A 19,015-nucleotide genomic window follows, 5' to 3' on the forward strand; every position below is an offset into this window, starting at 1 on the left:
CCTGTCTTCTACTCCTGCCGTTTTCTCTGAATAAATTTCAAAATCCTGCGATTGCTTGTCTTTATAACTCCTATTATATAAGCTGTTTCTATCAGACACAAGAAAAGAAACACACTTCCTGCCATCTGCCAGAAAACTTTTACTTCCTGCACCTGTCCAATCAGCCGGAACAATGTCCAGACCCCAAACACACTACTGAAAAATGCAACGCTCAATACCAGTCCATAGTGCCACCAGATCTGAACTTTCGCACAATGACAGAGCTCTTTGTAGTTACTTCCCAGTGTAAGCAGAACGCTGTAGCGTGCCCCGGTCTTCTCCTGCTGAATTAAAAACTGAACTCCAATGAGTGTATTTGCGATAATCAAAAAAATCACAGCCAGATAGATCGTCGTATATCCCAATGCCACCTGATAAAACATATGCCGTCCGGCTGTTCCCAGATAACTTTCATAATGCAGATCGGTTGTTTTTAGACGGTCATTGACAGACATCACTGCTTTGAGCAATCCTTCCTCCTTTACCAGAACCGGACCAAGAATCCCGTTCCAGTAAGAATAGCTTCCGTCTGCTACAAAGACATCAAAAACCTCGTCCGGTACAATAAAACCATACATGATCGTCAACATCCGGTCTGCCACCAGATTGTCATTGCATACTCTTGGAATGATTTCATAATCGGTCTCTTCTATCTGCACAAAAACTTTCTCTTTCAGAAGTTTCTCTACGCTCTTTGCAGTCTCATCCGACAAATATGTGGGGTGCCCGTAAATTGCCATCTGATGTTCCTTTAAGTTCAAAGGTTCCATTCCTTTTGAACGTAAAATCTCATTGTACCCTGATTCTGCTATCAAAAATGGGGATTCTTCCCAAGAATATGGATTCAATCTGTTTTTCAGACGCTCATGTAATTCCTCACAGTCATATGCATATACTTTTCGCTCCTCCATACCTTCCGTAAAATCCAGATCTGTCCAAAGTAATCCATTTCGTACTTCAAACAGATTGGAAAAATATTGGTCTACTTTCTGAGATGACAGCACTTCTTCTAACGTTTCTTTTTTCTCGTCAAATGTAAAATCAATCCCTGCCGTATCCTGTTGTCCCAGTTGCCCACTCATCCCGACTCCATAGGAACAACATATGATCGCAAACAGAATCAGAAGGGAAGAAATTGCCAACGAAGATGATTTTAAAAATACCGCTTCCTGCAGCTGACGGCATGTAAATGTCCAGAGCTTTTTCCCTGGAAGTTTTCTGCATATCCTATCAAATAGATATGCCAGGCCCTGAAAGAAAAAGAATGTACCGAGTACTCCACAAAAACATAAAATTGCAGTCATACGAAACATTCGTTTTATCCCAAGTTCCGAACTCAGTATCCCGCATCCGATCCCATAGGCTACTGCCAGAAGAATGATTCCCATCATCAGCTTCACACACGTTTTTATGGGCGAAAATGCACGCTGTTTTTCCTTCTGTTCACGGGATAACAATTCATAAACCTCTTTTTTCCAAAGCTTGATGCAAAGCACAAACCGGGCAAGCATTTTAATTCCGCAAATCCCAATAACTGTCCACAATGCAGCCGAACCGGAAAATGTAAACTGATGACGCAGAATTCCAAATCCTGCAAGCTTCGCCGTAATCAGGCTTGTAAGTTCCGAGATCAGCAGCGCCCCCGGGATCCCGATCACAAGCGCATACACAATATTTCGCAGATCTTCCAGAAAAAGCATCTGAAACAGACTTCTTTTCTTCATACCAAGCATCACATAGGTTCCAAACTCATGACTTCGCCGTTCCATCTGATACTTATCCGTAAAATATACCAGGAAATAAAGCAGGCACAGAGATACCACATATAAAATCGGAATCAGCATCAGCAGCTTGTTTACAGCATCTCTCTCCATCTCTTTCAGAAAGATCATCACATCCTGATGATCCAGCGCAAGGATAATATAAAATGCCGCCACCGTGAGAATCATCGTAACAAAATACAGCGTGTTTTCCTGCCGGTTTCGTTTACTGTTTCGTCTGATCAGTTCAGAGAACATAATTGCTTCCTCCTCCCAACTGCGCCATCACGGACAAAATGCGCTCATAAAATTCCCGGTTTGTCTCCTCCCCGACTCGCTTCCGTAATTCATGAAATACTTTTCCATCCTGAATAAACAAAATTCTGGAACAAAAACTCGCAGCCTGTGCGTCATGTGTCACCATCAGAACCGCAGCCTCATCCTCTCGATTCACTCCGGAGAGTTGCTCCATCAGACTTCGTGCACTTCGGCTGTCAAGCGCACCGGTCGGCTCATCTGCCAGTACGATCTGCGGATGCAAAAGAAGCGCTCTTAATGCGGCTACCCTCTGCTTCTGTCCTCCGGACATCTGATTCGGAAACTTTTCCAGCACCTCCTCGATCTCAAAATATTCCGCCAGCTTCTGCATCCTTTTTCTGCTTTCCTTTTCCGGCATTTTGTGAATCTGTGCCGGCAAAAGAATATTTTCTCCACCCGTCAGATTATCCAGCAATTCAAACTGCTGAAACAGATACCCGATCTGTCTTCCCCGATACGCTGCCAGCTGAGCATCCGTATACATTCCGATATCCTGTCCTTTCAGAAGAATCCTACCTCGTGTAGGTCTTAAAACCGAAGCAATACAATTTAACAGCGTCGTTTTTCCCGAACCGCTGCTTCCCATAATTCCGAGGAATTCTCCCTGATATACTTGAAACGAGATTCCTCTGAGTGCCTCTGCTGCATTCTCCTTTTCCCCATATGTTTTGTACAACGATTCTATTTCCAAAATAGTACGGCTCATAATATCCCTCCCTTTCGTGATAAGAATATTATAAGCCGTATCGTGGATGAAAAACACTTACACTTTCTGTAAGAAAACTCCATCCGCTTTATGGTCTGCCATTCACAGTAAATTTTTATGAAAGCTCCAGTTTTCCGGTATATAACTGGTAATACGTTCCTTTCATTTTGATCAGATCCGCATGATCTCCACGCTCGATGATCTTTCCGTGTTCCAGAACAATAATCGCATCACTGTTGCGAATCGTAGAAAGTCTGTGCGCGATAACAAATACTGTACGTCCCTTCATCAGGTTATCCATACCCTTCTGCACAATACTCTCCGTACGGGTATCAATGCTGGAAGTTGCTTCATCCAGAATCAGTACCGGCGGATTTGCAACTGCTGCTCTCGCAATGGAAAGAAGCTGTCTCTGTCCCTGTGAAAGCTCTTCTCCATCACCGCTTAACATAGTGTCGTATCCCTTCGGAAGCATTTTGATAAACTGATCTGCATGAGCCAGTTTTGCAGCCTCGTATACTTCCTCATCAGTAGCATCCAGTTTTCCATAACGGATATTATCCATAATGGTTCCTGTAAACAAATGGGTATCCTGCAGTACAATTCCGAGGGAACGTCTCAGATCATCCTTTTTAATCTTTGTAATATTGATTCCGTCATACCGGATCTTTCCTTCCTGAATATCGTAAAAGCGATTGATCAGGTTCGTGATGGTTGTTTTTCCTGCTCCGGTAGAACCGACAAATGCCAGCTTCTGTCCCGGTTTTGCAAACAGACTGATATCTTTTAAGATCACTTTATCTTCGTTGTATCCAAATGTCACATCTTCAAAACGCACATCTCCGGTCAGTTCTGTATAAGACACACTTCCGTCTGCCGAATGTGGATGCTTCCAGGCCCACATTCCGGTTCTTTCTTTGCATTCGATAATATTGCCGTTCTCGTCTTTTTTCGCATTGACCAGTGTTACGTATCCCTCGTCTTTTTCCGATTCTTCATCGATCAGAGCAAAAATACGCTCTGCTCCGGCAAGTGCCATAACAATGGAGTTAAACTGCTGCGCCACCTGCATAAACGGCTGTGTAAAGCTCTTTGTAAACTGCAGATAAGATGCCATAACTCCCAGAGTGATCCCTCCGATTCCCATAATAGAAAGGAATCCTCCAAGTACAGAGACCAGTACAAACTGCAGGTTTCCGATGTTTCCGATTACCGGTCCCATCATATTTGCAAAGGTATTCGCCTGTGCAGCACTTTCAAAGAGCGCCTCGTTGAGTTTGTCAAATTCTTCTTCTGACTTTCTTTCGTGGTTGAACACTTTTACTACGCGCTGTCCGTTCATTCTCTCTTCCACAAATCCAGTCACATCTGCCAGAGATTTCTGCTGACGAACAAAATATTTTCCACTGTTTCCACCGATCTTTTTTGTTACGAAGATCATAAGACCAATGATCAGAACTGCTAAAATTGTAAGCAGCGGACTTAAGATCAGCATTGAAATAAAGGTTACGATAATCGTAAAAAAGGACATCAGTGCCTGTGGGATCGACTGACTGATCATCTGTCTGAGCGTATCTGTATCATTCGTGTAAAGACTCATGATAGAACCATTCGTATTCTGGTCAAAATAACGGATTGGAAGAGTCTGCATATGTTCAAACATATCATCCCTTACTTTTTTAAGAACACCCTGACCAATGTAGACCATCAGTCGTGTATAAGTAAATGTAGCAATGACTCCCATCAGGAAAATGCTTCCAAGCACCGCAAGTGCCCGATATAGTTCTGCAAAATTCGGATCTTTCTGTCCGATCAGAGGACTGATAAAATCATCGATTAAAAACTTGAGGGACAATGATACCGAAATTGATGCGATCGAACTTAACAAAATACAGATAAATACGATCACAAACCGAACCTTGTACGTTCCGGTCACATATTTTAAAAGCCGCTTTGCGGTCTGTAAATTTTCTTTTGAAACCTTTGGTTTTCTATTCATCGTCCTCACCTCCCTTTACCTGAGATTCATATACTTCTCTGTAGATTTCATTTGTCGCAAGCAATTCTTCGGATGTGCCGACTCCCATGATCTTTCCTTCATCCAGTACAATGATCTGGTCTGCATTTTCTATAGAAGAAACTCGCTGCGCAATGATGATCTTTGTAGTATCCGGAATTTCTTCCCGGAATGCTTTTCGAATCAGCGCATCTGTCTTTGTATCTACCGCACTTGTGGAGTCATCCAGAATCAGAATCTTCGGTTTTTTCAGAAGTGCCCGTGCAATACACAGACGCTGCTTCTGTCCGCCGGAAACATTGTTTCCGCCCTGCACGATCATCGTATGATAACCTGCCGGAAATTCTTTTACGAATCCATCTGCCTGTGCAAGTTTGCAGACTCTCTGAACCTCTTCCTCGCTGGCATGTTCATTTCCCCAGCGGATATTATCGTAAATCGTTCCTGTAAAGAGAACGTTTTTCTGCAATACCATAGATACCTGATCGCGCAGTGCCTCCAGATTATACTCTCTGACATCCAGTCCGCCGACTTTTACAGTTCCTTTTGTCACGTCATAAAGTCTCGGGATCAGCTGTACCAATGTTGATTTCGCACTTCCGGTTCCTCCGATGATCCCGATCGTCTGTCCGGATTTAATATGAAGATTGACATCTTTTAACGAAAGATTTCCGCCTTCTCCCGCATAACTGAAATCTACATGCTCAAACCGGATCTCTCCGTCTGCCACTTCTGTAACCGCATTCTTTTTGTCCTGCATCTCCGGAACTTCCGTCAGAACTTCCGTAATACGGTCTGTAGACGCTTCTGCGATCATGATCATAACAAATACAAATGTAACCATCATCAGAGCCATCATGATCTGGAACGCATACACGATCACACTGGTCATTTCTCCGATTTCCATCGCACCGAATACAATTTCTCTTCCTCCGATCGCTACCATCAGAAGCATCGCCGTATAGATCGTAAACTGCATAACCGGTGAGTTCCATGCCACGATCTTTTCTGCTTTTGTAAATAATGTATAGACATATTTTGAAATTCCATGGAATTTTTCAATTTCATGATCTTCCCGTACAAAGGCTTTTACCACGCGGGATGCATTGACATTTTCCTGTACGGAATTATTCAGAATATCATACTCATCAAATACTTTGATAAAATGCGGATGCGCTTTCTTTGCAATAAAGATCAGTGTTCCTCCAAGCAGCGGTATGATGATCAGGAACAGCAAAGCAATTTTCTTATTGATCAAAAGTGTCATGATCCAGGATAAAACAATCATGATCGGAGCTCTCGCCAACAGACGAATGCTCATCATATATGCCATCTGTACGTTGGTAATATCTGTTGTCATACGTGTTACAAGACCGGATGTGGAAAACCGGTCAATATTTTTGAATGAAAATTCCTGTACTTTATAAAAAATATCATGTCTCAGGTTTTTGGCATATCCTGCACCTGCTGTTGCTGCCATTTTTCCTGCTATAATACCGAAATACAGAGCCAGCATAGCCATAATGACCAGAATCAATCCCCGCCGTACGATATAGCTCAAATTTCCCTGCATGATTCCAACATCAATGATCTTCGCCATCTCCATCGGAATCAGAACTTCCATTAAAACTTCCAGGATTACGAAAAATGGAGCCAACACAGACTGCTTTTTGTATTCCCGGACTGATTTTAAAAGTGTTTTATTCATCGTTCTCGTCTTCCTCCTTATTTTCTTTTTTGTTTTCTGCAAGATTTTGAATCATCTGCACAAGCACCTTTCTGCAAATCTTTACATCTTCCTGATCTATCCCTTGTATCAGCCGCTTTTCCGTATCTCTGATGTGCTCCAGAATCTCAGGTCTGAGTGCTTCTGCTTTTGGAGTCGGTACAATACGTTTTAATCTGGCATCCTTTTTCGAACTTTCCCTGGAAATAAATCCATTTTTTTCCATGAGCTGCAAAATCCCTGTGGCTGTGGACTTCCGGATTCGAAACTCTTCTTCTATATCTTTCTGATATACTTCCCTGTGCATCGTTTCCAAAAGAATATGCTTTAACACATGCTTCTGCATGGTGGTCAGGCCATCATCTCCCACTGCTTCAGACGCATTTCTGCGCTTCATCTGATTGGAAAGAATGTGAATCAGCCTGCCGGTATTGATGTACCTTTCCTTATCTTCTATATCCTGCATAATTCCATCCCTCTCTCTTTATATAGTTAGCTCCCTAACTTTTAACCATTATACGGAGGATATTTTTTATTGTCAAGAAGTTTTTTCAGATTATTGAAATCATAAAACTTATTTTGCCACGTCTGAATATTGCCTGATGGCAGCAGGCAGCCCGGTACGGAAAATAACAGAAATATAATCGATCGTCTGCTGCCTGTCATACTTTTCTTTGTTCACGATCCATTCCAGTAATGTCTCCGCAATTGCCTCTGTATAAAAGAATCTTTTTAAGTCCTTTATAACCTTACCAACATCAATGTGGCAGAGCGTATCCGTGAACTCTCAACCATTAAGGTTCTCGGATTCTACGACAAAGAAGTAACACTCTATATTTACCGGGAAACAATACTCCTTTCCCTGCTCGGTATTTTAGCAGGATTTGGAGTCGGTGATCTGCTTTACCAGTACATACTGGCAGTTGTTCCACCGGATGAAGTGATGTTTAACCCCGCTCTTTGTGCAAAAGCATTTGTGATTCCTGCCATTTTGATTGCAGTCATTACATTTATTCTAGGATACATAATGAATCGAAAACTCAAATACTTAGATATGCTCAGCGCATTAAAATCTGTAGAATAGCAAAAAATTTAAAAGTCAAGGGACTGACACAATGCAGTTCCTTGACTTATTACATCTGTACTTGCTATCTTTCTCTTAATTTCCACATTCAATACTGATTGCATTGAATTTTTCCAAAATATCTTCTACTTTCAATTCCTGTTTTTCTTTTGCTGACAGATCCATCACTGCTTCCCCCTGATGCATCATCAACAGTCTGTTTCCATATTCTACTGCATAGCGGAGATTATGTGTCACCATGATCGTTGTCAGGTTTTTCTGTTTCACGATCTTATCTGTCAGTTCCATGATCAGATCTGCCGTCTTTGGATCCAGCGCCGCTGTGTGCTCATCCAGGATCAGAAAATCGATCGGTGTCATGGTTGACATCAGAAGTGCCATTGCCTGACGCTGCCCGCCGGAGAGAGAACCGACTTTTACATTCAGCTTATTTTCCAGTCCCAGATTCAACTGGCTTAATAGCTCCTGATAATGAGACTTTCTGTTTTTATTAATTCCTTTTCTCAATCCGTAAAAACTGCCTTTGTTGTCTGCAAGAGACATATTTTCCAGAATTGTCATGGAAGGACAGGTTCCAAGCGCCGGATTCTGATACACTCTTCCGATCTTCCGGTTTCTTTTATACTCTTTCATGCGGGAAATATCTTCCCCATGCATCAGAATCTGTCCTGCTTCTACCGGAATACTGCCGCACAGGATATTAAGCATGGAAGTCTTTCCGGAGCCGTTGCTTCCTACCACAGAAACAAAATCTCCCTGTTCTACTGTCAGATTAAAATCTTCAAACAGACACATTTCATTGACTGTTCCTGGATTATAATATTTATGAATATGTTTTAACTCAAGCATTTGTCTTCACCTTCTTTTTCCGTTCCATTCCAATGAGTAAGATCGCGAGGAATAATACCGCTGTGATCAGCTTCATATCCTGTGGTTCAAAAAACTTCAAAGCAACTGCCACGCAGGCTTTGTAAACGACAGAACCGATCAGAACTGCTGTGGTTGCTTTCAAAAATGTCAGATTCTTAAACAGGCTGGTTCCGATGATCACGCTTGCCAGCCCGATCACGATAGCTCCTGTACCGCTGGAAATCTCAAATACTCTCTGCTCCTGACAGAAAATTCCGCCTGCCATAGCAACCATTCCGTTGGCGATCGCCAGTCCTAAAATCTTTACATTTCCCTGATCCTTTGCAAGGGAAGTCACAAGATTTGCATTATCTCCCACAGCCCTCAGAAGAAATCCGGATTTTGTCTGCAGATACAGATCCAGAATTATTTTCACGATCACTGCAAGAATAAGTACTACTGCAAGAACTTTATATTTCGCTGCCCCGCCTGAGAAAATCCCATTCATTGTCTCATTGTCGAAAATATTCTCTTCTCCAAAAATCGGAACATTTGCTTTCCCTGCAATCCTGAGATTGATCGTCCACAGCGCAGTCATCATAATGATACCAGAGAGGAGATCCCTGACCTTTCCTTTGACATGGATCAATCCTGTACAGATTCCGGCTGCTGCTCCTGCCAGAAAAGAGACCGGTATGGTCAGGTACGGATTCACTCCCTGTGTGATCATTGTCGCCGTCACTGCAGCCCCCAGCGGAAAACTTCCATCCACTGTCAGATCCGGAAAATCCAGAATTTTATATGTGATATAAACTCCAAGAGCAAGGATTCCGTAAATCAGTCCCTGTTCCAAAATCGTTACAAAAATGTCCATCTCAATTCCTCTCCGTTTCTACTTTTTACTTTGAAATACTGTCAAACGTTTCCGCTGCACCTTCAAGCAGTGTCTCGTCTACCGTAACTCCCAGTTCTTCTGCTGCCATTGTATTGATATAAAGTCCAGGTTCAGAAATCGTCTCATAGTTCATCTCAGACGCCGTCTTCTCTCCTTTTAAAATCTCTGCTGCCATCTTTCCGGTCTGTTTTCCAAGCGCCACATAATCCAACCCCTCTGCTGCCAGACATCCCAGTTTCACCTGTTCAATCTCGCTTCCAAACACCGGGATTTTCTTTTCATTGGCTTTGTCAAGAATCGTTGCCAGAGAATTTACAACCGTATTGTCCGTCAGATTTGTCAGACAGTCCACCTCGGATAAAATCTCTTCTGTTGCCAGCGAAATATCTGCTGTCTGCGTCACACCTTTTTTCACAATCGTAAATCCGTAATCTCCTGCCAGCTCTTCATATTTCTCAATTGCTGATACAGAGTTCACTTCACTTGTTGTATAGAGGATCCCGATCTTCTCTGCATCCGGCAGCATCTCGCGGATCATCTCCAGCTGCTCTTTGATCGGAAGCTCATCACTGGTTCCTGTGACCTCTCCCACCGGAGCTCCATCGTCATTTGCAAGCTTTGCTGCTTTTGGATCTGTCACTGCTGTATAGATTACCGGAATCTCTGTATTCATTGCTGAATTGTATGCCGCCTGCACGCTTGGAGTGGCGATTCCACAGATCAGATCCACATCGTCTGAAACAAATCCATCACTGATCTGCTTTGCTGTTCCCTGATCGGCCGCCGCATTCTCCTCTTTGATCGTAAGATTCTTTCCTTCCTCAAATCCGGCTTCTTTGAGTCCTTCAATAAATCCCTCCCTGCAGTTGTCCAAAGAGGCATGCTCTGCAAACTGGGAAATCCCTACTGTATATGTTTTGGTACCATCTTTTGTCTCATTTTCCTTTGTTCCACATGCCATCAGGCTGACTGCCATTACACTTCCTAAAATAACTGCGAATACTCTCTTTTTCATAATTTGGTTCTCCTTTTCTATTACTATATTCCAAAAGCAAAGGAGCCGATCATGTGGATACAGGGTGGATGCTCTGCAATGATCGTATAAAAAAACCGCCCCAAGCTATATGCTTGAGACGGTAATAAATACAAATTCATTATCGCGGTACCACTCAAATTGACAAATGTCCACTTTCTCACGTACTGACATACGCTCCTGATTGATAACGGGTTCGGTTCCCGACGACGCCTACTCTTTTCATTTCAGGCCGCCCTCGAAAGTCCATTCAGAATTAAAATCCATACAGCAATCTCACCGCCTGCTGCTCTCTGTGATCTCTTTTAAAACCTACTCTTCTTTCTCATCGGTTTTGCTTTTGATGTTTTTAATTGTAATGTCCTATTTAGGATTTGTCAAGTACTTTTTTAAGGTAAAGTGGTGATTTGGTGAATTTAAAGCTATTGCTTACGGTATTTTTCTGATATTTCCACAACCTTTTTATATGATTATATTTCTGTCAAAGTTTTCAATTATTCACCATCTTTTCTTGAACGACTATATATCATTTTCTTTGTCAGAATAAAGATTACCAGCGCTGAAAGTACAATCACACCACCAATAAGAAATACATTTGCATATGTAGATGCTGCACCTGCCTCTGTTCCTGCAATACTTCCGCCAGACATCACTCCTGCTGACATCATCTGACCAAAAATTGCAACTCCTACAGACCCAGTAATTGCCTGGATCAAATCATTTGCTCCCAAAACACGTCCTGATTCTTCTGGAGTCACAGTTAATGTTGCAGTATCAACGATCGGTGAATAGAAGAAGGATGTTCCATAGTAATATAAACAAGGTGCAACTGCAAGTGCTGCGATGCTTCCGTGCGGAATTGCAAATGCCACTGCAATCAATCCTAATCCCATCGTCAGCAATGCCATAATAATCGCTGCTGAACGTCCAATTTTCTTTACAACCGGTCCACATACAAATCCCAAAACAGCTGCCAATAAGATTGACCATACCAGCAAATTGGAAACCTGTGCTGAATCAAGTCCAAATACATCCAACCCAATTGCATTTACTCCTGCATTCAGTGTATAACTAAAGAAATATCCAACAAAGATTACAACCATTGTTGCTACAAATGCAGGATTTTTGAAAAATGCAGGTGTAATAAATGGATCTTTTGCTTTATTAATATAAACAATAAATGCTACCAAAGTTACAATAGATGCTACTGACCACAGTAAATTCATATCCGTAAAGAACATTGTAACCGCACCTGCAAAAGCACCTATCAGGGTAAATCCCCATCCATCAATCTGAGCGCCTTTCGCATGTTCATCCGGTAAGTTCTTAACCAATGCCGGAATGAATAAAACGGAGATGATTGGAATTGCAAACATCCACCGCCAGTCCAGTTTTGTGATATACCCAGCTGCCACAACACCAAGAGCTGCTGAAAATCTGAAAACCGCTACGAAAATACCATAATAAACAACACGTTCTCTCTGAGATACATACTTAGATACAAGTACTAAAAATACAGAACCCGCTACCTGACCACCAATTGACTGAAGCATACGTGCAATTACAACAAACCAAATGCTCATTCCACCACACACGAATCCGATCACTGAACCAATCACAAATACAATAACTCCAAGCAATGTCATCTTTTTTAGAGAAACAAAGTCTCCAAGTGACCCATAAATAACACACACAATCCCCAATGCAATCCCCGGGAGTGATGTGATTAGTGATGCCAATTCCGGAGTTCCCAACTGCTGACCGATATTTACGAAAATCATTCCAAACGCCTGCTGTTCCAGAATACCAAAAATAAATATAATCAGAACTAATGGAATCGCCCTTCTTGCCATGCGATTCATTTTTTCAAATTCCGGAGTTCCCTCTGCCGGAACTGGAATTCCAGTTACTTTTGTCTCATTTGTACTAGCCATTACTCATACCATACCTTTCACTATTTTTACTTTTTTATTTACTAACATTTAACCTCTGCCACCCTCTGTACATAACGTCTGCGGAAGCGCTCGACATCTACATCTACACAAACCTTTGCATTCTTTTGAGCACACAATGTACCATCATAATCAACCACTGTTGCGCCAATCGTAAGAGGGCTTGAAATTTCAACATCAATAAAAGCATCTTTTACTTCAAATAACTCTGGCTCCATAAGGTACATTGCCGCTGATGGATCATACATCTTAATTCCTTCCTCAATATGTCCTCCATCATAGGAGCGAAACAGCGAACTTACCATATTTCCAGCTTCTCCACTCTTTTCAAGGGTTTCAAGATCTTCAACAGTCAATCGTGCTTTTCTGCCTATGTCAAGCCCTACCATCGTAATCGGTATACCTGATCCAAAAACCATTTTTGCTGCTTCTGGATCAATCATGACATTAAACTCACCATAAATACCTATATTTCCTCTTTCTGTTGAGCCTCCCATCATAATAATTTCATCGATTTTTTCTTTAATTTCCGGAAAAGTAGCAATCAAAAGCGCAATATTTGTCAATGGTCCCAATGTCAATATTGTTACTTTTTCATCGGAATTCAGCAACGTATAATATTCATTCATTACAGCATTTTCTTTTAAAAGAAGCTCTGTTCCAAATTCCGGAAACTCAAATCCTCCCATTCCCGATTTTCCATGTGCATTTGTTGCAAAACGATTCTCTCTCATTAATGGGGCTGCCGCTCCCTTTGCAACTGGAATTTTCTTGTTTAAAAATGTCAAAAGTTTCAATGCATTATTGGTTGTATGCTCGATTCCAACATTTCCTGACACACTTGCAATCAATTTGACATCCAACGATGGTTCCGATAATAGAATTGTGATTGCTGCCGCATCATCAATTCCTGGATCTGTGTCAATAATCAAATTTCTTTTCTTCACGATATTCTCCTCCTAATATTAGATTTTTACAATTGTTGGTATTGCGTCACCTCATCTCTACTTGGAATTGACGGTGCTGCTCCTTTTCTTGAAACCGCAATTGCAGATGCTTTTGCAGCCATATCCAGCGCTTTTTCCACTGGCATCTGCTGAATTCTTCCCGCCAGATAATATCCTGTAAATGTATCTCCGGCCGCCGTTGTATCAACTGCTTCTACTCGATAAGCTCTCTGGAATATGCATCTGTCACCTTTCAGATACATAGCCCCTTGTTCTCCAAGTGTCAGCACTATTTCTGCATTCGGAAATCTCTTCACCAGTTCCTGCTTTAATATCTCCTGATCTGAACTTGTCTTTGTAAGCTCTTGTGCTTCTATTTCATTTAAAATAAAGCAATCTATGTAATTTAGATTAATCTCAAAAATACGCTTATTCATCGGTGATGGATTTAAGATTATTTTCATCCCTTTTTTATGGGCCTGCTCAACAATATAAGGAATTTCATTTATTTCATTTTGTAATACTAGCCAATCTTCTGATGCAAACTCCCGTAACACTGTATCCACAAATCCCTTTGTTATCTCTTGATTTGCACCGCCGTACAATATAATACAATTATCACCCTGCCTGTTATTCTGTATGATTGCATTTCCTGTTCGCACAGATTCCGATTTTTTCAGATATTTTATATCAACTCCCGATTGCTTTAATGTTTTTTCCAAAAACGTTCCATCATGTCCAATCATTCCTGCATGACAAACATTCACTCCTGCTTTAGAAAGAGATATTGACTGATTCAGCCCTTTTCCTCCACTAAAAACATTCAGTTTATTGGATGAAATGGTTTCTCCTTTTTTTACAAAATCTTCAACACTATAAACATAATCAATATTTAATGAACCAAAATTAAGAACTTTCATAACTTACCCCTTTTTAGGAAATTATTTTCCGAAACTATTTTCTTAAATAAAATTTATCATTTTTTTATACTTGTGTCAACATTTTTTGTAATATACGTCGTTTTATACAATTTTGCTCTTCTTTTTTTGTTCAATATAACAAAAGAGATATCTTTTCTTCAAAAGATATCCCTTCCATCATTTTCTTAAAATGCCATTTGATAGATTTTCTGACAGTCTTCTCTATTCAACCGCATGATCCCCCCAATACAATGATCTTCCTGACTAAATGCAATTCGATTCAACATTTCTTCTGTCCCGTCCGTAGGAATCTTAAAGTCATGAAAAGATACAGGCATCCCCATATGTTTAAAGAAGTCTTCTGTTCTCAGAATTCCTTGGTACGCCGCCTCTATTGTATTTTCCGGCTCCCATTTTACCCCAAATACCTCTTGTGCATATCGCGCAAACCGTTCAGGCTTATTTTTATACACATAACGCATCCATGAGCCCATAATAATAGACAGTGTAGCCCCATGAGGAGTATCATAAAGCGCACTCAACTCATTTCCTATCTCATGGGTTGCCCAGTCCTGGACTCTTCCTACACCAACTGTATTATTATGGGCAATAGTACCAATCCACATAATCTCTGCTCTATAAGAATAATTCCTCGGTTCTTTTAATACACGAGGTCCTAGATCTACTAAAGTTTTTAGAATGCCTTCACTCATTCTGTCAATTACCCCTATTTCATCATCCGGAGTAAAGTATCGTTCACATACATGAGAAAACATGTCTATCACACCACATGATGTAAGAAAACGAGATAAAGAACAAGTAAGTTCCGGATTCATAAATGCAATAACCGGTCTTACAAGCGGATGACTCACAAGTAGTTTCTTCCCCTCTTCTGTATTATTTACAACTGTAACAGCGCTGGATTCGCTTCCCGTAGCAGGACAGGTCAGGATTACGCCAACAGGAAGAGAGGATTCCGGAACTGCAGCTCCTGTAAAAAAGTCCCATACATCACCTTTGATAACAGCTCCCAATCCAATTGCCTTCGCTGAATCTATTACACTTCCTCCGCCTATTGCAATTACAAAATCTACATCTTCTTTCTTTGCAATCTCAATACCTTCATACACAAGGGATAGTCTTGGATTTGGCAACACACCTCCTAGTTCTACCCAAGATATCCCCTCTTTTTCTAAATTTCTACTAATACTTTCTAACAATCCTGTTGCATATAAAAACTCGCCATTGTCATGATGAATTAGTACCCTCTTTACTCCTCTTTTCTTCAATTCAGATCCTATCTGATTCTGCGCATTTTTCCCAAATACAAACTGCGTTTGAATACAAATGTTAAAATCCTGAAGCATTTTATGCACCTTCCTCTAATATTTTTTTAAGCTCACAAACAGAATCCACACAAAACCGTGGATTTTCCGCTAATAATTCTCCTGTATCTCCATCTCCATATGTAACTCCAATGCAGTCGATATTATTTTCTCTTGCTGCTATTACATCACTCCAAGTATCTCCTATATAAACTGTTTCTTCTGGTTTACATCCTGTTTTTTCTAGGATATAAGAAATTAACTCACTTTTCTTTTTCTCTTTCCCGTCAAAAGAATCTGGAGACAGACAATCCGTGAACAGATTACTCCACCCTTTTGTTTCCAAAATCCGTTCTAATGCCGACTTTGGTTTCATCGTAATCACGTAATCTGCTGCATCCTCCACTTCTGCACTCTCCAGAATCTCTGCAATTCCATGATATAAATAGGTCTCCTCGTACATACTTATTTCTCTGTAATGTATTCTTACCAACTGTTCAAATTGCCCAAATTTCTGCTTCCCCGGATACGGCATCACTTTCTCAAAAATTTCTGCCAGCGGTTTTCCCAAATTACTGTCATTTTTCATATAATCTCTGTCAATCTCACCGCCACATTTCTTTGCTGCATATTGAATAGAATTCCAGACATCTCTTCCTGTATCAGCCAAAGTTCCATCAAAATCCCATAATCGTATTCTATATTTCATTCTGTTTCTCCCAACTTTCCTGATAAGTCTAAAGTAAAAAGCGGTCACACTCCTGTTAAGTGAGTATTATAACCGCTTTGTGCCCTTATACCATCCTATCTATATTCCGCTAATGTCTTATACAACAAATTCATAAATCCCGGAAAATCCAGTTCCAGTGCTGCTTCTGCATTTGGCTGTTTGCCTCGAAACTCCATCTGTGGTTCCCTGTATAAATCCACTGCTGGTTCCACACCTCGAAGATGTCTGTAATCACACACTGTCATCCCCCTTGTCAATTCTCCTTTCAACTCAATATCGATATGCATTTCTGCTGATTTTATTAAATCAGGATTGATCAACCAGGCAACTGCACAAGCATCATGCATATTTGCCCCTGAAAGAGAAGCACTTTTAATCGTTGTGTCAATGAAGAATTCTGTAAGATCTGCTGCGAAATTCGCCGCCTTTGTACCAATTTTACGAAATTCAGCTACATGCTCTGCTGTCAGACAACACTGTCTTGTTAAATTGATTCCAGACATCTTTATGTGTAATCCAGAATTAAATACACGGTATGCCGCTTCTGGATCCACATAAATGTTAAACTCTGCAGCCGGTGTCCAGTTTCCAAAAGTCACAGAACCACCCATAATACTCAATTCTTTTACTCGTTCTACAATTTGGGGTTCACGATTAATCGCTGCTGCAATATTTGTCAACGGCCCTGTTGCAATCAATGTTACATCTTCTGTATTCATCACAGTTTCTACGATAAAATCTACAGCATGCTTACTTTGCGCTTTTATTGTCGGCTCTGGCAGTACCGGTCCATCCAGTCCGGTTTCTCCATGAAACTGCGGTGCCGTTACAAGCGGAACTGTTGTCGGACAGGAGTGACCTGAAAATACCGGAATATCGGTTCTCCCAAGAACTTCCAGCACCTTCAGCGCATTTCTTGTAACATTCTCCAATGTACAATTCCCGCCAATCGTTGTTATTCCCAATACATCTAAATGCTGCACTGCCAACATCATTGCAAATGCATCATCATGCCCTGGATCGCAATCTAAAATTACTTTCCTCATCTTCTCTCCTCCACTTCTGCCTGGTGTACTCTTAAAAATCTTTTTAGTTCTGTTTGATCAGGGCTGCTTCGTGCCCCTTTTCTGCTTACCGTATATCCAGAAACGGCATTTCCTAAAATCAAGCTCTCTTTTAGCGATTGCCCATTCAGCCGTGCACTGATAAATCCTGCATTATAAACATCTCCTGCTCCAACTGTATCCTCGACTTTAACGTTAAATGCTGCTGCTTTCTCCTCTTCATTTATTGAAAAGCCGTACGATCCATCTTTTCCATTACGCACAATTACCGTCCTTGTATCAGAAACAAACTTAAGCGCATTTTTTCTCCAGTCTTTTTCTTCACCTAGCCAAATAAACTCGTCAGTTCCTGAACCTAACAAATATGTTGTGTATTTGATAATCTCACGTACAGCCTTTTCATATTCTGGATCCAACGCTCCATTATCCACCCTCAAATTCAAATCGAAAGAAGTCGGTATTCCTGACTCATACGCTGCCTTAAATATTTTTATGATTGTGCTCCGGGCTGAGCTCTCATACGCTAAGCACATTCCCGATGAATGCACCCAATCTGCTTTGTAAATTTTTTCGAATGGTATTTTTGTTTCATCAAGGACTTTAAAGGATTGTGCTGTTCTCGGCCAACCCCAGAGATATCTCTCCCCATTCTCATCGATAAACGCAAATACACCAACTGTATTTAACTCCGGCTCAGTAATCATGTCAGCTATATTCACGCCTTCACTTTTTAAATCCTTTTTTATGTACCGCCCATACTGGTCTTCCCCTACTGTTCCCCAAAAGCTTACTCCAACCCCCAATTTTGCAAGGGCTACAGCTGTATTGGCAGATGTTCCGCCTCCCTGTAATTCTGGCGTTGGATAATCCACTAATGTTCGCTCCTTATTTAAAAATCTTGGGTACGGCACAATAATGTCTACATTGGCATCACCAATTACAATTACATTATGCATTCTGTGAAGCCTCTATAAACGCCTTTACTTTAGCCGGATCTTTGCAATGAAGAGTATCTGCACGCTCATCATCATAATTGGTTAAACTAAATGAATCAACACCATAAGGATGTGTGACATGAATTGCTTCCGCTACATTATCCGCATCCAGACCACCTGCTATAATGCATGGCACCTTTGTACTTTCTACAATCACCCTGTCGATTTCCCGATCATGTGTCAATCCTGTCGCACCAATATCTCCTGCCATGGGAGCTTTTGTATCAATCAGGAAGAAATCTGATACTGGCTCATACTCTTTGATATACTGCATTATTTTTTGTTCTTCCAGCGGCACACCTGATAATACTGGTATAGCCTGCATGATTTTAAGTCCGGGAAATCTATTTTTCAGCTCTTGTACCTCCAATGGCGATATCCCCTCTATATCCCCTGAAAGGTGTAAAACATCCGGTAATACTTCTTTTAAATTTTCCGTAATTTCATCAATGTCTTCTGATACTGTTAGACCAATTTTTACTGCTTCCGGCTGTACCCCCTCAAAAATCTGTTTTGCCTGCTCACATGTAAGCTGCCCTGGAGTTCTTTTGATTTTCCCATAGGAGACTCCTATATGATGCGCTCCCTGTTCAACTACCATTCTTGCATCCTCTGTTGTTCTGATTCCATAAATTTGAATAATTACATCTGCCAT

The 19,015-nt window shown here is 41.1% G+C and carries 17 protein-coding genes and 1 other annotated feature; of the genes, 1 reads left to right on the plus strand and 16 read right to left on the minus strand.

Going from position 1 to position 19,015, the window contains the following annotated elements:
- Positions 1–8: 8 nt before the first annotated feature.
- From FXV78_RS05395 to FXV78_RS05415, 5 genes are all read right to left on the minus strand, one after another.
- Positions 9–2,057: an ABC transporter permease gene (locus FXV78_RS05395; RefSeq protein WP_004844007.1), complete on the minus strand. Its 2,049-nt coding sequence runs from the start codon at positions 2,055–2,057 to the stop codon at positions 9–11.
- Complete coding sequence (locus tag FXV78_RS05400) at positions 2,047–2,823, minus strand: ABC transporter ATP-binding protein (RefSeq protein ID WP_039959971.1); 777 nt, start codon at positions 2,821–2,823, stop codon at positions 2,047–2,049. The genes FXV78_RS05395 and FXV78_RS05400 overlap by 11 nt, the downstream gene beginning before the upstream one ends.
- 115 nt (positions 2,824–2,938) lie before the next feature.
- On the minus strand, positions 2,939–4,822 hold the full coding sequence (locus FXV78_RS05405; RefSeq protein ID WP_004844005.1) for an ABC transporter ATP-binding protein: 1,884 nt from the start codon (positions 4,820–4,822) through the stop codon (positions 2,939–2,941).
- A complete protein-coding gene (locus tag FXV78_RS05410; protein ID WP_004844004.1) occupies positions 4,815–6,548 on the minus strand; it encodes an ABC transporter ATP-binding protein in 1,734 nt (577 codons plus the stop codon). Before FXV78_RS05410 ends, FXV78_RS05405 begins: the two co-directional genes overlap by 8 nt.
- Complete coding sequence (locus tag FXV78_RS05415) at positions 6,541–7,032, minus strand: MarR family winged helix-turn-helix transcriptional regulator (protein WP_004844003.1); 492 nt, start codon at positions 7,030–7,032, stop codon at positions 6,541–6,543. Before FXV78_RS05415 ends, FXV78_RS05410 begins: the two co-directional genes overlap by 8 nt.
- A gap of 297 nt (positions 7,033–7,329) precedes the next feature.
- On the opposite strand from FXV78_RS05415, the gene FXV78_RS05420 reads away from it, so the two are divergent.
- Positions 7,330–7,650, plus strand: a complete 321-nt coding sequence (locus FXV78_RS05420; protein WP_004844001.1) for an FtsX-like permease family protein — start codon at positions 7,330–7,332, stop codon at positions 7,648–7,650.
- A gap of 75 nt (positions 7,651–7,725) precedes the next feature.
- Here the strand turns inward: FXV78_RS05420 and FXV78_RS05425 are convergent, their stop codons facing one another.
- From FXV78_RS05425 to FXV78_RS05475, 11 genes are all read right to left on the minus strand, one after another.
- Entirely contained in the window at positions 7,726–8,499 is a 774-nt protein-coding gene (locus FXV78_RS05425; protein ID WP_004844000.1) for an ABC transporter ATP-binding protein, read from the minus strand.
- Positions 8,492–9,373 (minus strand): ABC transporter permease, encoded by an 882-nt coding sequence (locus tag FXV78_RS05430; RefSeq protein WP_004843999.1) that lies wholly within the window; start codon positions 9,371–9,373, stop codon positions 8,492–8,494. Before FXV78_RS05430 ends, FXV78_RS05425 begins: the two co-directional genes overlap by 8 nt.
- A gap of 25 nt (positions 9,374–9,398) precedes the next feature.
- The gene (locus FXV78_RS05435; RefSeq protein ID WP_004843998.1) at positions 9,399–10,409 is read right to left on the minus strand and encodes an ABC transporter substrate-binding protein; all 1,011 of its coding nucleotides are present in this window, start codon (positions 10,407–10,409) and stop codon (positions 9,399–9,401) included.
- Positions 10,410–10,520: 111 nt separating this feature from the next.
- Positions 10,521–10,765: a binding site (T-box leader), on the minus strand.
- 156 nt (positions 10,766–10,921) lie between these two features.
- Positions 10,922–12,361: an MFS transporter gene (locus FXV78_RS05440; RefSeq protein WP_004843996.1), complete on the minus strand. Its 1,440-nt coding sequence runs from the start codon at positions 12,359–12,361 to the stop codon at positions 10,922–10,924.
- A gap of 41 nt (positions 12,362–12,402) precedes the next feature.
- On the minus strand, positions 12,403–13,326 hold the full coding sequence (gene rihC / locus FXV78_RS05445) for a ribonucleoside hydrolase RihC (protein ID WP_004843995.1): 924 nt from the start codon (positions 13,324–13,326) through the stop codon (positions 12,403–12,405).
- A 26-nt stretch (positions 13,327–13,352) separates the two neighbouring features.
- Entirely contained in the window at positions 13,353–14,246 is an 894-nt protein-coding gene (locus FXV78_RS05450; protein ID WP_004843994.1) for a ribokinase, read from the minus strand.
- A 185-nt stretch (positions 14,247–14,431) separates the two neighbouring features.
- Positions 14,432–15,613: an iron-containing alcohol dehydrogenase gene (locus FXV78_RS05455; protein WP_004843993.1), complete on the minus strand. Its 1,182-nt coding sequence runs from the start codon at positions 15,611–15,613 to the stop codon at positions 14,432–14,434.
- A 1-nt stretch (position 15,614) separates the two neighbouring features.
- Positions 15,615–16,280 carry an HAD family hydrolase gene (locus tag FXV78_RS05460; protein WP_004843992.1) on the minus strand — a complete coding sequence of 222 codons (666 nt, stop codon included), beginning with the start codon at positions 16,278–16,280 and terminating at the stop codon, positions 15,615–15,617.
- A gap of 95 nt (positions 16,281–16,375) precedes the next feature.
- Complete coding sequence (locus FXV78_RS05465) at positions 16,376–17,347, minus strand: nucleoside hydrolase (RefSeq protein WP_004843991.1); 972 nt, start codon at positions 17,345–17,347, stop codon at positions 16,376–16,378.
- Entirely contained in the window at positions 17,344–18,321 is a 978-nt protein-coding gene (locus FXV78_RS05470) for a carbohydrate kinase family protein (RefSeq protein ID WP_004843990.1), read from the minus strand. The genes FXV78_RS05465 and FXV78_RS05470 overlap by 4 nt, the downstream gene beginning before the upstream one ends.
- Positions 18,314–19,015, minus strand: a complete 702-nt coding sequence (locus tag FXV78_RS05475) for a phosphoribosylanthranilate isomerase (protein WP_039959970.1) — start codon at positions 19,013–19,015, stop codon at positions 18,314–18,316. Before FXV78_RS05475 ends, FXV78_RS05470 begins: the two co-directional genes overlap by 8 nt.

It is taken from the genome of Mediterraneibacter gnavus ATCC 29149 (genome assembly GCF_008121495.1).
Taxonomy (GTDB): domain Bacteria; phylum Bacillota; class Clostridia; order Lachnospirales; family Lachnospiraceae; genus Mediterraneibacter; species Mediterraneibacter gnavus.

Bases quoted from the DNA above. Each gene is read 5' to 3' on its own strand.
- FXV78_RS05395 (WP_004844007.1), bottom strand. From the start codon at position 2,057: ATGTTCTCTGAACTGATCAGACGAAACAGTAAACGAAACCGGCAGGAA.
- FXV78_RS05400 (WP_039959971.1), bottom strand. From the start codon at position 2,823: ATGAGCCGTACTATTTTGGAAATAGAATCGTTGTACAAAACATATGGG.
- FXV78_RS05405 (WP_004844005.1), bottom strand. From the start codon at position 4,822: ATGAATAGAAAACCAAAGGTTTCAAAAGAAAATTTACAGACCGCAAAG.
- FXV78_RS05410 (WP_004844004.1), bottom strand. From the start codon at position 6,548: ATGAATAAAACACTTTTAAAATCAGTCCGGGAATACAAAAAGCAGTCT.
- FXV78_RS05415 (WP_004844003.1), bottom strand. From the start codon at position 7,032: ATGCAGGATATAGAAGATAAGGAAAGGTACATCAATACCGGCAGGCTG.
- FXV78_RS05425 (WP_004844000.1), bottom strand. From the start codon at position 8,499: ATGCTTGAGTTAAAACATATTCATAAATATTATAATCCAGGAACAGTC.
- FXV78_RS05430 (WP_004843999.1), bottom strand. From the start codon at position 9,373: ATGGACATTTTTGTAACGATTTTGGAACAGGGACTGATTTACGGAATC.
- FXV78_RS05435 (WP_004843998.1), bottom strand. From the start codon at position 10,409: ATGAAAAAGAGAGTATTCGCAGTTATTTTAGGAAGTGTAATGGCAGTC.
- FXV78_RS05440 (WP_004843996.1), bottom strand. From the start codon at position 12,361: ATGGCTAGTACAAATGAGACAAAAGTAACTGGAATTCCAGTTCCGGCA.
- FXV78_RS05450 (WP_004843994.1), bottom strand. From the start codon at position 14,246: ATGAAAGTTCTTAATTTTGGTTCATTAAATATTGATTATGTTTATAGT.
- FXV78_RS05455 (WP_004843993.1), bottom strand. From the start codon at position 15,613: ATGCTTCAGGATTTTAACATTTGTATTCAAACGCAGTTTGTATTTGGG.
- FXV78_RS05460 (WP_004843992.1), bottom strand. From the start codon at position 16,280: ATGAAATATAGAATACGATTATGGGATTTTGATGGAACTTTGGCTGAT.
- FXV78_RS05465 (WP_004843991.1), bottom strand. From the start codon at position 17,347: ATGAGGAAAGTAATTTTAGATTGCGATCCAGGGCATGATGATGCATTT.
- FXV78_RS05470 (WP_004843990.1), bottom strand. From the start codon at position 18,321: ATGCATAATGTAATTGTAATTGGTGATGCCAATGTAGACATTATTGTG.
- FXV78_RS05475 (WP_039959970.1), bottom strand. From the start codon at position 19,015: ATGGCAGATGTAATTATTCAAATTTATGGAATCAGAACAACAGAGGAT.